This window comes from Mucilaginibacter sp. P4_D1, assembly GCF_056401935.1.
On the sequence record NZ_JBFUIJ010000023.1, the window covers coordinates 25,606 to 41,954 of the forward strand.

Annotated in this window: 14 protein-coding genes and 1 pseudogene; 6 read left to right on the forward strand and 9 right to left on the reverse strand. The window is 45.9% G+C overall.

Features of this window, described 5'->3' with window-relative positions:
- Positions 1-252: 252 nt before the first annotated feature.
- The 3 genes and pseudogenes from AC1DV1_RS18840 to AC1DV1_RS18850 form a co-directional block, all read right to left on the reverse strand.
- Positions 253-2,481: a tetratricopeptide repeat-containing sensor histidine kinase gene (locus AC1DV1_RS18840; protein WP_477362024.1), complete on the reverse strand. Its 2,229-nt coding sequence runs from the start codon at positions 2,479-2,481 to the stop codon at positions 253-255.
- A 192-nt stretch (positions 2,482-2,673) separates the two neighbouring features.
- Positions 2,674-3,663, reverse strand: a pseudogene (locus tag AC1DV1_RS18845) (aldo/keto reductase).
- A gap of 65 nt (positions 3,664-3,728) precedes the next feature.
- Positions 3,729-4,307: a hypothetical protein gene (locus tag AC1DV1_RS18850; protein WP_477362026.1), complete on the reverse strand. Its 579-nt coding sequence runs from the start codon at positions 4,305-4,307 to the stop codon at positions 3,729-3,731.
- 173 nt (positions 4,308-4,480) lie between these two features.
- Between AC1DV1_RS18850 and AC1DV1_RS18855 the strand changes: the two genes are divergently transcribed.
- Genes AC1DV1_RS18855 through AC1DV1_RS18865 form a run of 3 tightly spaced genes read left to right on the forward strand, consistent with a single transcriptional unit; the run spans position 4,481 to position 6,435 of the window.
- Positions 4,481-5,068, forward strand: a complete 588-nt coding sequence (locus AC1DV1_RS18855) for a Crp/Fnr family transcriptional regulator (RefSeq protein ID WP_477362028.1) — start codon at positions 4,481-4,483, stop codon at positions 5,066-5,068.
- Positions 5,069-5,127: 59 nt separating this feature from the next.
- Entirely contained in the window at positions 5,128-5,835 is a 708-nt protein-coding gene (locus tag AC1DV1_RS18860; RefSeq protein WP_477362030.1) for an alpha/beta fold hydrolase, read from the forward strand.
- Entirely contained in the window at positions 5,836-6,435 is a 600-nt protein-coding gene (locus tag AC1DV1_RS18865; RefSeq protein WP_477362032.1) for a Crp/Fnr family transcriptional regulator, read from the forward strand.
- A gap of 5 nt (positions 6,436-6,440) precedes the next feature.
- Here AC1DV1_RS18865 and AC1DV1_RS18870 read toward each other — a convergent pair whose 3' ends face one another.
- The 3 genes from AC1DV1_RS18870 to AC1DV1_RS18880 form a co-directional block, all read right to left on the reverse strand.
- Entirely contained in the window at positions 6,441-7,292 is an 852-nt protein-coding gene (locus AC1DV1_RS18870; protein WP_477362034.1) for an AraC family transcriptional regulator, read from the reverse strand.
- A gap of 51 nt (positions 7,293-7,343) precedes the next feature.
- Positions 7,344-8,078 (reverse strand): SDR family NAD(P)-dependent oxidoreductase, encoded by a 735-nt coding sequence (locus AC1DV1_RS18875; protein ID WP_477362036.1) that lies wholly within the window; start codon positions 8,076-8,078, stop codon positions 7,344-7,346.
- A 102-nt stretch (positions 8,079-8,180) separates the two neighbouring features.
- The gene (locus AC1DV1_RS18880; RefSeq protein WP_477362038.1) at positions 8,181-8,771 is read right to left on the reverse strand and encodes a Crp/Fnr family transcriptional regulator; all 591 of its coding nucleotides are present in this window, start codon (positions 8,769-8,771) and stop codon (positions 8,181-8,183) included.
- Positions 8,772-8,983: 212 nt separating this feature from the next.
- Here AC1DV1_RS18880 and AC1DV1_RS18885 point away from each other — a divergent pair, with 212 nt between their 5' ends.
- Positions 8,984-9,217 (forward strand): SDR family NAD(P)-dependent oxidoreductase, encoded by a 234-nt coding sequence (locus tag AC1DV1_RS18885; protein WP_477362040.1) that lies wholly within the window; start codon positions 8,984-8,986, stop codon positions 9,215-9,217.
- Positions 9,218-9,313: 96 nt separating this feature from the next.
- On the opposite strand, the gene AC1DV1_RS18890 is transcribed toward AC1DV1_RS18885, so the two are convergent.
- Positions 9,314-9,652: a winged helix-turn-helix transcriptional regulator gene (locus AC1DV1_RS18890; protein WP_477362042.1), complete on the reverse strand. Its 339-nt coding sequence runs from the start codon at positions 9,650-9,652 to the stop codon at positions 9,314-9,316.
- A 124-nt stretch (positions 9,653-9,776) separates the two neighbouring features.
- Between AC1DV1_RS18890 and AC1DV1_RS18895 the strand changes: the two genes are divergently transcribed.
- Positions 9,777-10,814: an NADP-dependent oxidoreductase gene (locus AC1DV1_RS18895; protein WP_477362044.1), complete on the forward strand. Its 1,038-nt coding sequence runs from the start codon at positions 9,777-9,779 to the stop codon at positions 10,812-10,814.
- A 122-nt stretch (positions 10,815-10,936) separates the two neighbouring features.
- Positions 10,937-11,392, forward strand: a complete 456-nt coding sequence (locus AC1DV1_RS18900) for a nuclear transport factor 2 family protein (protein WP_477362046.1) — start codon at positions 10,937-10,939, stop codon at positions 11,390-11,392.
- Here the strand turns inward: AC1DV1_RS18900 and AC1DV1_RS18905 are convergent.
- Together AC1DV1_RS18905 and galA are read right to left on the reverse strand one after the other, a co-directional pair.
- Positions 11,389-13,818, reverse strand: a complete 2,430-nt coding sequence (locus AC1DV1_RS18905) for a glycoside hydrolase family 2 TIM barrel-domain containing protein (RefSeq protein WP_477362048.1) — start codon at positions 13,816-13,818, stop codon at positions 11,389-11,391. The two genes, AC1DV1_RS18900 and AC1DV1_RS18905, sit on opposite strands and share 4 nt — an antisense overlap.
- Positions 13,819-13,856: 38 nt before the next feature.
- Complete coding sequence (gene galA / locus AC1DV1_RS18910; RefSeq protein WP_477362050.1) at positions 13,857-16,340, reverse strand: beta-galactosidase GalA; 2,484 nt, start codon at positions 16,338-16,340, stop codon at positions 13,857-13,859.
- Positions 16,341-16,349 lie beyond the last annotated feature (9 nt).

The window sequence follows — 16,349 nt, forward strand, 5'->3', positions numbered from 1 at the left end:
ATAGCGCGGATGATAAGTCCGTTTGGGTATAAAGATATAAATACCCGTTCTGTAACATAAACAATTTTTAATCCTTTTTCCCCCTTGAGCAAAGTAAAGGGGCATCTAAAGTATGCATAGACTTAAGCAGCCTGCCCAATCAATCAAATAAAGTATAAAATTAATTGCGCACTGGGGTTAGTAAACCACCCCGGGCACTATTGCATCCGCAGCAACAACGACATTTAGTTGTTTGACAACGACATGTCGTTGTCAAACCGATCGGATATGCTGGTCGGGACAAAAATTAATTGTGACGGTAACCCCTGTACCTGTTTGTAGTTCAAACTTACCGCCCACCTGTTTGCTCAAGCCCTTCATCAGGTTGTAACCCATCGAATTCATTTTCTTTACGTCGAACCCGGCGGGGAGGCCGTGCCCGTTATCTGACACCCGGAGTATATAACAATTATCGGCAGTTTGTTTAAGCGCTATCCGGATGATGCCGTTTTGACTGGGTGGAAACGCGTATTTAATGGCATTGGTTATCGCTTCATTAAGTATTAAGCCCAGTGGTACGGCTACATTTATTTCCAATTCTATATCTTCAATTTCCTTTTCGAATTGAATTCCTGTGCCTAAGTCGAAGCTTTCGCGCAAATAGCCTATCATTTCGCCTATGTACTCACCCATATTTACCAATGTAAGGTTATCTGATTGATAAAGTTTTTGATGAATAAGGGCGATAGAGTGCATCCTGTGTTCGCTGTTACGAATGGCCATTAAGGCCTCCTTGTTATTAACAAATGCTGATTGACGTTGCAGCAGCCCCATTACTATCTGCAGGTTATTTTTTACCCGGTGATGAATCTCCTTCATCAACCATTCCTTTTCTTCCAGTAAGCCGTCTTTTTCGGAAAGCAACTGGTTTAGTGAAGCATTTTTCTGTGCTATCTCTTCTGATCGTTTTTGATTGCTGAGCCTGCTTTTGTATAAAAGGGCCAAAACGGCCAAAAGCAATACTATGCCCACAAAAGTTAAATTCACCATATTATTGGCCTGCTTTACCCTGTCAAACTGTAGTTGCCTATCTTTTTTTAGCAACGCAATTGCTTTTTCCTTTTGGCCGGTTTCATATTTGATCTGTAATTCTTCAATCTGTTTACTTTTTGATTCGCTAAACAGCGAATCCTTTGCACGCTGGTAATTGCCATAATGATTTAAAGCTGATTGATATTTGCCGGTAGCCGAGTCTATTTTAAAGCGCAAAAATTCGGCGTTTTTGTAATTATCTAATGCTGCTATTGAGCCCATGAGCTGTACATACACCCGTGCTTTATCATACTGTTTCTGCCCCAGGTAAAAGTAGCCAATATCGTATAAGGCCATGTTAATTACTTCATCGTTGCGGCGTGTAAGGTCAAGCCCCATTGGTATTTCCAGGAAATATTTTTCGGCTTTATCATACACCTTTAAAGCCTGGTAACAATAGGCTTTGTTTTGGGCCATGAAAGCCTTACCTACCGGCGTTTGCGGTGGATGGCGTGCTTCAAAAGATAAAGCCTCATTAAGCGCTTCATTAAATTTCCCAAGTTTTATTAGTCCCTTTACTATAAAACCACAGGTACGATAAATGTATTCTTCGGGTATAGCCTCGTTCTCGCGGACCGCAAGTGTTTTTTTATAGTATATAATGCTTTTTGCCGTCTGGCCTAAAGCATCATAGGTTAATGCAAGTTCGCCGTAATAGTTATCGGCGTCAAGCGTATCCTTATAAGATTCCATGTTGTTTACACCTGCCAGACTATAGCTCAGGGCTTTATTTAAATCGCCCTTGTACCTGTAAATATTAGCCATAAGCAAGTATATCTTATCAAGATTTTCCTTCCTGTTTTTAAAATCGGCAATTGTAGACAAACAAAATTTTATAGCCTCGTCATCATTGTCTGTAGCAGACATTACAGCCGCCATTTTGCTCCTGATGTAAAGTTCATCGTCATGCAAGTTATACTTACGCTCGGCCGCCAAAGCCTGGCGGTAACACTGCATGGCCAGGGGATATAACACAACCCGGGTGGCCGCGTAGCCATATTTCGTCCAGCCAAGTACTACCTTTTTAAACTGGCGCACCTGGGTATAATACTGTAAAGCCTGCGCAACGTAAAAATGTGCGTTAACGGTATCTTTCAGAAACATGTAGGCGCGAGCTACACTCTCGATATTTTCATATTTGCGATCATATTGACGAGCAGCCTCACTCAGGTCAACAGCCCGCATCAACACTTTTATGGCGCTGTCTATATCCTCTTTTTTTTGAATTACCATATATTTGTCGATATAGTACATACCCAACTTTTGCAGCAAGGTTATCCGGGCTGTGTCTGCGGTTTCTTTTTCAATTGCATGCTTAAGTTCACGCCCGTATGCCGAGTTTGTTGATTGGGCATATCCGCCGAAACCTGATAACGCGATAAGAAAAACAATTAGTAAATATTTTTTCATAAATAACCGGGACATCACAAGGTTGGCAAGACAGCTAATTTTGCTCACCCATGCAAAAGGTACACCAAGATAACCTAAATCGTGCGGTTTTTCTCTGCAAATTAACTTCGTGAAATTTGACGGGTACATGATGTGTGTGTGCTGCTGCCCAAACTCTCACCACCGAAATTCCTGGCCTCGTTCAATTGAACTTTATTTATTAAGGGAACCCAGGAACCTTTCCGGGTAACGCGTACCCGACGCGCTACCGACAGGCATTACCGCATCGATCTCCGCCAGGTCTTCGTTGCTCAATTGGACTTTTTCGGCCGCGATATTTTCTTCCAGGTATTTGGTCCGCTTGGTGCCAGGGATGGTAATGATATCCTGTCCCTGCGCCAGTACCCAGGCTAGCGCCAATTGGGTGGCCGTGCAGCCTTTTTCGGCTGCCAGTTTTTTGATTTGTTCAACCAGCTCTAAATTTTTATAGAAATTCTCACCCTGGTAACGCGGCATATTGGTGCGACTGTCTTTGATATCTTCGGGCTTTTGGAACTCCCCGCTTAAAAACCCACGGCTCAGCGGTGCATAAGCAACCAGGCCGATCCCTAATTCGCGGACAGTTGGCAGCACTTCCGCTTCAATATCACGGCTCTAGAGCGAATATTCGATCTGTAAGGCAGTAATGGGATGAACAGCGGCAGCTTTCCTTATACTTTCAGCCGATGCCTCCGACAGGCCAATATAGCGGATCAGGCCCTTTTGCACCAGTTCGGCCAATGCGCCGATGGTTTCTTCGATGGGTATCCTGGGGTCAACCCGCGCCGGGGTATACAGGTCGATGTAATCGGTTTGTAGGCGGCGCAGGCTGTAAAAGACGGCATTTTTTAAAAAGTCCGGGTGCCCGCTCACGGGTCCCGGCCCCATGGCTCCGGTTGGGCCGGGTGCTACCAGTTGGCCGGTCTTCACCGACAGGAATGCATGGCCGCGCTTGCCTTTAATAGCCTTGCCGATGAGTTCTTCATTATGGCCGACCGCATAATAGTCAGCGGTATCCAAAAAGTTATGGCCCAGTTCGAGTGCCCTTTCGATGGTGGCAATCGAGGTGGTATCATTGCTTTGGCCGTAGGCGCCCGACATGCCCATACAGCCCAAGCTGACTGCGGAAACCATCGGTCCGTTTTTTCCAAGTGTTCTGTTCATGGTTCGATATTTTATTTAGAACAAAGTTATGCAGTGCCGGAACGACGGTACTGGACAAAACCAATTCATTCCCTGACAAATCCTGAACCGGTTTTAATTGCCCTTTCCTTTTTAAGAAGGCGAAAGGCGGCGAGCAGGTAATAAAAGGCACCGAAAGCGGCATAACCGGCCAGGCTGGCGATTCCCTTGGTAGGGTCATGGGCCAGGAGGATAAAGGAGGTACCACCAATCATGGACTGGGCGCCGCTGATGATCATCGGCCATTGACCGCCTAAAAGCTTCCGCCTGCGTAAGCCTAATATCAACTGGATTAACCCTGTCCCGATAGCCCAGGCGCCAAAAACGATCAGGGCTTCGGGGACGCCTTTTTGCAAAGCAAAACCAACCGCTACTGTAGTGAGGCCGCTGATTACCGTGTTGGTATATTGTGGCATTTTAGAGTTGCTGCCTTTGTTGGCGCGGATATCCAGTAAGGTACCAACCACATCCCAGGCCGGGTAAATGATCAGCAAAATCATTGCGGCCATCGTTGGTGTTTTGGCAAAAAGAACAACGAGGATTACCCAGGCCACCGAAAACCCGGCGCGGATAAAATAAAGCTGGCGCAAGGCGCCGGCTAGTTTGGTTTCAGGATTTGTAGTCATGGTTTAATTTTTGTTTTTGTTGGCCCAAAGTTCTGCGGCTGCCGTCGCAGAACTTTTCACTTAAGTGAAAATACCGGCAGAAATTGACCGTACCATTACAATGTGCAATTTTCACTTAAGTTAAATTATTGGCGGTTTATTCAAGTTATATTTGAAACATCAAACCGGTTCCGATGAAACACAAGATGCCTGGATGGTATACGCCATTGAAGAAAAAATACCCAAGAGTGACCGAGGCTGAATGGCAATTGCTGTGTCAGCTGGCTTCTGTTAAGCCCATCCGAAAAGGGGATGCTTTTCTAAGGTCGGGTAAGGTGGCCCGCTATGCGGCCTTCGTCATCTCTGGCACGTTCAAGTTTTCTATCCAGGATGAAGATGGAAACGAAAAGATTATCAAGTTCGGCTTTCCTGACGACTTCCTGGCCAATTGTGAAAGCTATAACAAGCGTGCGCCGTCGGCTGTGAGTATCACCGCGCTGGAAGATGCCATGGTGCTTAAAATAAATATCAAAAAATTACAGCCGCTGTATGACCTGCACCTTAACCTGCTGCATGTGAACCTGGAATTATACCGGGAAATATCCGAACAACAATCTGAACACCAGTACATATTATCCTTAAAAAGCCCGCTGAGACGTTACCGTTATCTACTGGAACGGAGGCCGTTGATCATTCAAAAGATAACCCTGACCAATATTGCCCGTTACCTGTATATCAGCAGGGAAGCACTAAGCCGGGCCAGGCTATCGTTATCCAAATAGGGACCGATTTTTGTGACTGAGATCACCAACTGTTTTTTTGTTCCCGGTTAATTTTGGGCATGAAGCAAAGTATGATCTTATTGCACGGCCTGTTCGGCGGCTTGAGTAACTGGACGGAAGTGGTGCGGAATTTTGAAGACCGGTTCGACGTACATGTACCGGAACTGCCACTGTACGAAAAACATAAAGGCGATACGGTGGAATACCTGGTGGATTTCTTGGCAGAGGTGGTCAACTCAAATCAACTGGAAAAGGTGACCCTCGTCGGAAATTCGCTTGGCGGTCATATCGCCATCCACTATACACACCGGCATCCTGAAAAGGTGTCAAAATTGATATTGACCGGCAGCTCCGGGCTTTATGAGAACACACAAGTGGGCAGTTATTTAAAACGGGGCGATGCCATCTATATCCGGAAGCGGGTGGCCGCGACATTTTACGATCCGATGATGGCTACAGATGCATTGGTGGCTGAGGTGATGCGGGTCACGACGGATGCCTATAAATGTTTATGCACGATCAAAGCCGCTAAATCTACCCAACGAAATCAAGTACTCGACAGCCTTCCGCAGATCCAAATCCCTGTATTGCTAATTTGGGGCACGGATGACCACATCACCCCTCCGGCTGTCGCCTATCAATTCCGGGATAACCTCTCCCAGGCCAAGCTAATCATGCTGACTGCTTGCGGACACGCACCGATGATGGAAAGGCCTGCGGAATTTAATGGTGCATTGGCAGAATTTCTTAATTTGCAAGCGATTTAGATGATGGATAAAAAAGAACTCTTAGCGGAACACCTGCGGAATTTTGCCCAATTGAGCGATAAAGATATCAGCGACAGCCAGCCATACTGGAAAGCGCGGAAGATCAAAAAGGGGGATTTCTTTAATATGCAAAATATGGTTTGCAACGACCTGGGACTGGTCGTCAACGGTATTTTCCGGATCTATTATCGCGATCCGGAAACTAAAGGAGATCAAAACATCTTTTTTTTCTCAGAAAAACAGTTCGTTGTTTCCTTTAGGAGCTTTGTCTCGCGTAATCCTTGTTGGTATTTTATTGAGGCGATGGAGGACTCGGAAATTTTCTTTATCGCATACCAGGACCTGAACAGCCTTTATGAAAGCCATCCAAACTGGGGGAAATTCGGCAGGCTGCTGGCCGAATCGTTCTTTAATATTGCGCAAACACGGACCGAAGAACTTTTGTTTTTTTCGCCCGAGCAGCGATATACCCGGCTACTTGAAGCCCACCCGGCTATTGCCAGGCGCATACAGGCTTATCATATCTCATCTTACCTGGGTATCACCAACCCTTCGCTTAGCCGGATCAGGAAACGCATCGAAAGCAAAAGGGCCGAATAAAAGGTTTACCGCAACTCCTGAAGGAACTGTGCGACAGATCCGCCGGTCTCTTTTTTAAAAAGGCGGGAAAAGTAGTCCGGATCGTTAAAACCCAGGGCAAAAGCCAGGGTCTTGACAGAGGTGTGCTCCCCGTAATACAGGCGCCGCTTGGCTTCGAGGATCAGTCGGTGGGTGATAAAGGTTTTGGGTGAAAGGCCGGAATAATGTTTGACCAACTGGTAAAGTCCGTTGGTATTAACGGCGAGTGCTTCAGCGATGGTTTCGATGCTGGGCTGCTCGGTCAGTTGTTTTTCTATAAATAGCTTAAAATCGATGTATTTGGAAAGCTTGCCATCGGCCGGATTCTTGTCGGCTGCGAAGTAAGCCAGGTTGATCTCTGTCAGCAGACTGTTGAGGTGCGCCAGGATGAGCTCCGGCTCGGTATCCATCTCGCTTAAGAGGCTTCGCAGGACTGCGACGGTTGATCTTAGCCGGTTTACAGCCGCCGCGCTGAAGGCGATCTTTTGCCGGTTAAAGGGATTAATGAGGAATGGAAAGGTTCTGGGTAAAAGGTAGAGGCAATGCTCATCAAAGCCTATTTTATAATAGTCGCCGCCATGGCCTTCGCCCGGGAGCTGATGCATCTGGTGCGGCAGGATGAACAATAGCTCATCGCTTTGAATTTCGTAACGCTGCAGGTCGACGTTGTGCTGGGCGGAGCCTTCCAGCATCAACAGGAAAAAGTAGTGGGTCCTGCGCTGGGTAAAATTGTAACCTGCCGCGATAGCCGGGTCGAGGTGCCCAAAGTCCGGTGCGACCAGGCGAATAGAAAGCTTGCCGTTTTGTTTATAGGGATCAAGAAAAAACTCACCTTTCATCGTTTAAAAATAATAAAAATAAGGGGTTCCGCCCGGAGCCCCTTATTTTTATTAAACCTGTACAGTACTGCCGCCGTCAACGGAGATAGAGGTGCCGGTAATGAAACTGGAATCGTCCGAAGCCAGGAACAAGGCTGTTTTAGCGATCTCGTCCGGGCGTCCGGCCCTGCCCAGCGGCACGCCTTTGATATAACCGGCCTTTTGTTCATCGGACATGGATTGAAAAAATGGGGTATCGATAGGGCCGGGATGGATGACATTGACCCGTATCCCCCGACCTTTCAGGTCGGTCACCCAGCCTTTAGCAAATGCATCCAGTGTGGCTTTGCTGGCGGCATAAACACTCAGGTAGGGCAAGCCCATGTGGGCGGCAACGGTGCCGGTCATGATAATAGAACTATGGTCTTTCAATAATGGCAGCGCCTTTTGAACTGTAAAAAGCGTTCCTTTGGCATTCACATCGAATTGTTTGTCAAAATGTTCTTCGCTGATCTGCCCGATCGGGGCACCGTCTACCGCGCCGGCGCTGGCGTATAGCACATCGATCTGTCCTTTCTTGTTTTTAACCGTTTCAAACAGGCGATCCAGGTCAGAAAGATTCGCTGAATCGGCCAGTACGCCGGTCACGTTGCTGCCGATGGTTTTCACGGCCTCATCCAGTTCGGCCTGCCGGCGCCCGGTGATAAATACATAGGCGCCTTCTTCCACAAATAACCGGGCAGTAGCCAGGCCCATCCCTGAGGTTGCGCCGGTTATCACGGCTACTTTATCTTTTAACTTTTGCATGGTGTTTTCCTTAAAATGTTTTTGTCAAAATTGACTATACAAAGTTGCAGAGAAGAGCGCGGCTTAAAGATGAAGTAGCTTAGGAAATAAGGTTGAACCAGTTCAAGATTTCTTCCTGACTTTTTGATTGCGGATTTTGGAAAAAAACTCGGTGGTCATGTTTAAATAGGAGGCGATGACGTATTGGGGAAAGCGGTTGATCATCTGGGGGTATAGCTCCAGGAACTGTGCGTAACGCTCTTCGGCCGTGCCAATTATGGCAGAGATAAACTTTCGCTGCATAAACGCCACGCCTCTTTCGGCCATCATCCGGAAAAAGGTCTCAAACTTAGGTTGCGCCGCTTTCAGGCGATTTTCATCTTCATAGCTGATCTTGAGTACCTGGCAGTCTTCCATAGCCACGACGAACATACTGGCGGGTTGCTGGAACAGGTAGCTGTTATAATCAGAGATCCACCATTCATCGATGGCAAGCTGAACGGTGTGTTCTACGCCCTTCTCATCAACTACATAAGCACGGATGGCGCCTTCGATCACAAAATATTTATGCCGGTCAACGAAATTGGGCTGAATAATGAACTGTCTTTTTTTTAGTCTTTCGAATCGAAAAGCCGCGCGGCACATTTCTGTCTCCGCCTCCGTGAGCTGAACAAATTTATTAATGTACTTAATGATGGGGTCCTGGTCTGTCATGTCATTTTTCCTTTAACAAGCTACGGTCGGTTTTGTTGGCCCCGGGCGGTGTCCGTTCCGCCATCGTTAAAATGGATCCTTATTCCGCTATTCTGCATACGTCCGTTGGCCGGTACCGGGTTAAATTTGTCTCATTAAAACAACAATAGCAAATCAAAAAACATGTCAAAGATAATTTCTATAACAGGTGCGTCGCGCGGCTTCGGAAAAATATGGGCAGAAGCCTTTTTGAATCGGGTGACCAGGTAATCGTTACCTCAAGGAGCTTAAACGGATTAAATGAACTCAGGGAAAAATATGACAGCGCGGCACTGCCGTTGAAACAGGACATTACTGACCGGGCGGCCTGTTTCAACGCCGCCGCCAAAGCAAAAGCGCATTTCGGGCGGATCGATTTGGTCATCAACAACGCTGGACCTATGTATTCCGCACGGCGGAAGAATTAGCTGAACAGGATGCATGCGGTATTATGGGTTCCCGGTATCCTGTTCAAGCATTGATTATAGACAACATGCTGCAAGTTGAGCTATAAAAACAGCGTATCATTCATTTGTTAATTGTTTTTTACCCCAGTTGTGTAAATGAGTGATAAACGGCATCAATTCCCGGCCGGTATCGCTCAATGAATATTCTACCTTAGGCGGCACCTCGTGATACATTTTCCGGATGATCAGGTTATCTTCTTCCAGTTCTCTTAAAGTCTGGGTGAGCATCTTGGTAGTGATATCAGGCAATGTGCGACTCAGTTCTCCATAACGCAATACGGATTGTAAGCCCAGATGCCAAAGGATCCGGCCTTTATATTTTCCACCTATGCGCTTAAATGCATATTCAACGCCGCACCTTTGAATACATTCGGGAATTTCCGCCTTTTTCTTCACTTTAATTTTTATATAAATATCTGATAATCAACAATAGAAACTTTTTGGTATGTAGCATACAAATAAGTACATACTTGCCAAAAGTATATAAACTATTTAATATTGCATCATCAAATTGACAAAAATGGAAGCAGCACCAATGGATAAAGTAATGGTAATGAAGGCAGTAAGGCAGCACGAGTTTGGCTGCCCTGAAGTACTGCGTTATGAAGAGGCACCAATTCCGGAGATCAGGCCAGGTGAAGTTCGTATTCGCGTTCATGCGGCAGGGCTCAACCCGCCCGACTGGTATTTGCGCGATGGATTTAAACTTCTGCCGCCCGAGTGGCAGCCGAAGCTGCCTTTCCCTATCATCCTGGGTACAGACGTTTCAGGAGTTATAGAGGCGGTTGCTAATGACGTTACCGATTTCTCCGTAGGAGACGAAGTTTACTGCATGGTTCGTTTTCCGGGTGAGGTTTTGGGTAATAGCAAGGCTTATGCCGAGTATGTGACCGCCCCCGCATCGGAAGTTGCACTTAAGCCAGCAGGTATTGATCATGTGCATGCCGCCGCGGCCCCCATGTCATTACTAACCGCATGGCAGTTTATGATAGCACAAGGGCACGAGATCCCGAACCCGCTTCAGTCCAATCAGCACGAGCCTGTTCCGCTGGAAGGTAAAAGGGTACTTGTTAATGGCGCTGCGGGCGGCGTAGGTCACTTTGCCGTACAGCTGGCCAAATGGAAAGGGGCGTACGTCATCGCGGTAGCATCGGGTAAACATGAAACCTTCCTCCTTGATTTAGGCGCGGACGAATTTATCGACTATACAAAAGTCATTCCTGAGGAAGTGGTTCGTGAGGTTGATCTTGTCGTTGACTCGATTGGAGGGCCGCCAACCGGCCGTTTTTTACGCACCCTGAAACGCGGCGGCGCATTGTTTCCGATCTTTGGGCTTGGCGCATCGGGCCGCGAGGATGCAGAAAAGCTTGGTATCATATTTTCCACAACACAGGTCCGCTCGAGCGGTGCCCAGTTGGCAGAGGTTGGAAAGCTACTTGATAATGGAACGATACGCGTGGCAATAGATAGTACTTTTGCGCTTACCAATGCTCGAAAGGCCCATGAACGCGCCGAACAAGGGAGTATACAGGGTAAGATCGTGCTTATTGTGGACTGAAGACGAAGCTGTCTGAATATAATTGATGCAAGATCCACGTCCTTTATAACAAAAGAGTCTATCTCAATTTAAGGCTTGCCCAAATCACTCATACCGCTATAATTTATAATAAAGTGGGAATCATGAATAATAAAGAATTAGACGACAGAATAGCCCTCAAAGAACTTGTTGACAGCGTATCAATTCTGGGCGACAAAAAAGATTTTAGTGCGCAGGCGGCGCTATTTTCGGAAGATGCTGTTTCAGAAACTTTTGCGGCAGGTACATCGATCCTGAAATTACGGGGGCGAAAAGAAATGGCAGAAGCGTTTAGCAATTTTCTTAAAGACTTTCAAACTGTTTACCATTTTAACGGGCAGCAGGTAGTGACCATAGACGGTGATAAGGCTACCGGAACATGTTATTGCCTGATTATATTAATCGGCAGCGATAACGGCAAAAAAATAAAGACCACCATCGGTGCTGTTTACCTGGACAATTACGTACGCCTGGAAAATCGCTGGCTTATCGCCAAGCGGACAGGGAATTTTGATTGGCAGGACAACCATGAGAATCAGCTAAGTCTTTACAAACGCTAATGCCCAAGTGTTTTAATATTTAAAACAGCCTCTGATAGATCGGGCGAAGTAACCGTCAATTTAATATCGCCTGAATTATGAGTGCTTTTAATTATAATTAATGCGCGCCCATGCCAGGCTCTATGTGTATTTCCAACATAGGAGTCTGTGTCTTTCATATCGGCATTGGCTACACCGGCAATTATTCCGGGGCCGTCAATTTTGAAAAGCAGACGGTTTACAGCATTTGGCTGAAGTACGCCGTCCTTGTCGGTTATCTGTATGGCAACATATGACAAGTCCTGTCCATTGGCGATTATCTCTTTCCGATCAGCAATTAGTTTGATTTTGGCAGCGTCACCGGAAGTTTGCAAAACGGTTGATTCAACTTCTTTATCGTTCTCCACGCCTACTGCTTTAAGCCGGCCAGCAGCATAAGGCACCGTAAATTCAGCTTTATTTTCCTGTTCTTCAGTCGTTGGTTTTTCTCCAATGGGTTTGTCGTTGAGGTACAGGCGTACCTTGGGGTACTTTGAATAAATCTCTACCTTAATGGACTTTCCAACATACTCCGGCCAGGTCCAGCTTTCCCAGGTTGGCCATACAGACCACCAGGTTGTTTTAATCTCCAGGGGACCGGGTTCGGGCTCATGAACAGCCATGTAGAGCTTTTCGGTATTATTATATAACAGGCTACGATAGTGCGAGATCGGCTTTCTCCACCCAATCAAATCAATATCGCCACAATAAGCACCGTGCCAGGGGAAAAAATCATGTTCCCAATGTTCACCGGGCACGTCACCAGAATAATACCAACGGCCTATTCCCGATTCTCCAAGATAGTCCATCGCTGTCCAAACAAAATCTCCAAGAACATAATTGTTGTTTTCTACCAGCTTCCAATTGGTAAAGGCATCCTTGGGGTACGATTCTGTTTGAACGATCATCCGTGAAGGCACGCGTTTATGATCGGCAGGAGCGTTCCACAAATGATAATTATACCCGGCGATATCATGGGCCGCCATAAGGGAATCAAGCGTTGCCCACTCTTTACCATTTTCTACTATGGCCGATGTAACCGGGCGAACGGTATCTATTTTTTTTATGGCGGCAGCAAGCATTTTGGCCGTCTCTACTGATCCCGGGCTACCCCTCTCCACTATTTCGTTACCGATGCTCCACATAACAATTGAAGGGTGATTACGATCCCGCAAAACCATGGCATCTAAGTCGCGTTTCCACCACTGGGTGAAATATTGCGCATAGTCCTGTTTATTTTTGCCTGTTTTCCAGCAGTCAAACGATTCATCAACAACCAATAGGCCTAACCTGTCGCAGGCATTTAAAAAAGCTTCGGAAGGTGGATTATGTGAAGTTCTTACCGCGTTAAATCCGGCTGCTTTTAGCAACTCAACCTTGCGCTCCTCTGCACGGTCAAAAGCGGCAGCGCCCAGGCAGCCATTATCATGGTGCACACATCCGCCATTGAGTTTTACTGTTTTGCCATTAAGCTGAAACCCATTGTCGGGCGTAAATTTTATGGAACGTATGCCAAAACTTGTTTCCGTTTTGTCAACTAATTTCTTAATCCGTATGATACTTATTTGAGCGTTGTATAAACGTGGTGTTTCAGGCGTCCATTGCATGGGAACTGCTACAGTGATCCTTTGGGTAACTTCTTTCTCACTATTGGCAGCCAGTTCAACCTTTATTTGATTATTTCCTACATTTTTAGCATTTGCATCCGTTAACCAGGTGCTCAAAATAATACTTTGAGGCAAATCAATTTCGTTTTTTACCAATGTTTTAATTTGAACAGTTGCTTTTTTGGAAGACACATCGGGGGTTGTAATTGCAACTCCCCACTCTGCTATATGCACAGCGTCGGTAACATTCAACCAAACATGGCGATAAATGCCCGAACCACTGTACCATCTACTGTTTACTTGCTGCGAATTGTCTACCCGCACTGCTATTACATTTTCTTTATTAAAATCCAAATAAGGCGAAAGGTCATAACTAAAGGATGAATACCCATAAGGGTAAATGCCAAGCGATTTTCCATTAATAAAAACTTCAGAATTCATATAAACTCCTTCAAAGTAAATAGATACTTTTTTGCCTTTCCATTCAACGGGAGCTTTGAAGGCTTTACGGTACCAGCCAATCCCTGCCGGAAAATATCCACCGGCTCCCCCGGTTGGGTTTTTAGGACTTATTTTACCTTCAATACTCCAATCGTGCGGTAAATCAAGGCTCCGCCAACTCATATCATTAAAATCCCTTGATTTTGCCGATGCTGTATCGCCTTGGAAAAACTTCCAATTATAGTCAAATAGTTGTTTTCGTTCGGTTTTCTCGGAATTTTGAGCCTGGCACGCGATGCTGCCTGCCAAAAACAGAAAGGCCATAACTATTGCTTTAACATGATGTGAATACAACTTCATACTAATCTTTATTTTTTTTGATGAAATACTATTTAACCTTATTGGACTTTAATAACAACTTCAGCTCCTTTAAGGGTTTCAGAAGAAGCTTTTAGCCGGATCTCCCCGGTCTGTTTATTTGATTGAACCAGCACCAAACAATATCCATTGAACGCCATCCGCTGGCTGGCTTTATCCGGTTCATGGCTGCTGGGGTTACCGTTGCCTGTGCCAATGATTCGTCCCGGGCCTTCAATTGAAAACTTTACCAGGTTAGCCGCTGTAGGTACCACCCTTCCTTTGGCGTCCTTAAGTACCACCTGGACAACAGCGACGTCGGTACCGTCGGCTTTAAGTGTGCTGCAATCGCTCTTCAGGGCCAACTGTGCCGGGGCAGTTGTTGTTTCAACAATGTCACTGGTTACCAACTTTCCGCCTTTATATCCCCTGGCTTCAAGTTTACCGGGTTTATATATAAGATTCCATATCAGTTTGGTATAAGGAGTTGTTTTTTGCCTACCTATGCTTTTGCCGTTGAGCAACAGCTCAACTTCGTCGCAGTTGGTGTAACAATGCACTTTTATGCTGTCTCCATCTTTGCCGGGCCAGTTCCAATGGGGAAAAATATGAACTATGGGTTCATTTGTCCAGGCCGCTTTGTACGCGTAGTACCCATCTTTGGGGAAGCCGCATATATCCATAAATCCGAAATGTGATGTAACGCATGGCCATTGGTATGGCGTAGGTTCACCGCGGTAGTCAAAACCTGTCCACACAAACAAGCCTCCCAGATAGGGATATTTAACAATGTCCGCCCAGTCTTCACCAGGCAGCGGCCCCCAGTTGGGCTGCCATAACCCAAGGTTGGAGACAAAACCTTTTCCCCAATCGTTCTGATACTCGCCACGGGTTGAAATGAAACTTGTGGACTCTGTACAAAACTCAACCCGGTTGGGATATTTTTCATGGTCTTTTACATACGCCAGTCCCTTGTCGCCATAGTTATATCCCACAACATCCAGCACATCGGCATACCCCCCTTCGTTCCGCCCATGATTCATGGCTGCAGTCACCGGACGGGTAGGGTCAATTTTATGAGTAATGTCAACCAGTGTTCTTAGTATCCTAGCCCCGGTTACTGTACCTTGAATCCATTCCTCATTTTCCATACTCCACATAAATATCGACGGGTGGTTTCGATCCCTATATAACATGGATTTCAAATCCGCTATCCCTTCTTCAGAGCTGGACAACATGCGGTTTTCGTCCAACACAAGTAACCCCATCCTGTCGCACATATCAAGCAGTTCCGGCGTGGGCGGATGATGGGAACAACGATAAGCATTGCTGCCCATTTCTTTGAGCAACTTTAATTTGTATTCGTTTATTTTATCAGGAAGTGCCACCCCAATCCCGGCAAAATCCTGGTGGTTGCAAGTGCCCTTCACCGGGTAAAGCTTCCCGTTTAAAAACACCCCTTTCCGGTTTATTTCGATTGTCCTTACCCCAAAAGTGGTTTCGTAATTGTCGATGACAATCCCGTTTTCAGAAACTTCGGTCAGCATCTTGTAAAGGCTTGGTGTTTCGGGCGACCAAAGCAAGGGCTTTTGAATAACTCCTTTTTGTGAAAGTTCAGCTGTGCTAAACGGCTCAATTATCTGCGATGAAGTTTTTGTATCAAGCACCACTCCTTTATTATCTACAATTTTAGAGACGAGCGTAATCTTTTTAACTACGCCATATTCGTTTTTAATATTGGTTTTTACGTTTACATCAGCTTCATCGGGCCAGGCTAAAGATGTAGTAACATAGGTGCCAAACCGGTCAACATGGAGCTTGTCGGTTTTATTGAGCCAAACATGCCGGTAAATTCCACACCCTTCGTACCACCACCCTTCATATTCGGTAGCGTCAACCTTTACAAGAATAACATTCTTACCTTCGTTACCGTAACGCAAAACATCCGTCAAATCATAGTTGGAAGGTGTGTAACCGCTTTGGTGGTTGCCTATGAGCTGACCATTGACCCAAACGGTACTGTTCCTGAAAACCCCGTCAAATTCTATAGATATTTTTTTTTCTTTATCGGCTTCAGGTATTTCAAATTCCTTTCTATAAAAACCTATCCCACCGGGCAAATATCCGCTGACAGCGGGCGAACTCCCGATTGATTTATCATTAACAAAAGTTCCCTCCACACACCAATCGTGCGGAAGGTTTACTTCTTTCCAGTCTTCGGGTTTAAATGTGGCTGCTTTGTCAACATCAGTATAAGCAACAATGGCTTCTTTATTTGTTTCAACTTTTACATTGATATCTGTTAAACCACCATACCCGGCAGCTTTAACCGCCCTTTTGATAGCGATATCGCCTTTGTGAAACTGCCAGTTGAAGTCAAAATTATCCCTTGTCCTTTCAGACCCGGCATTTGACCTGTCCTGCGCTGTTACATTTAAAGCTAATAAAGCTGCAAACAAGAGCGCTATTCCCCGCAGTAGCATATTAAACAGCTGATTATTAATTTGATTAGGTGTATTCATCATTTAAATGGA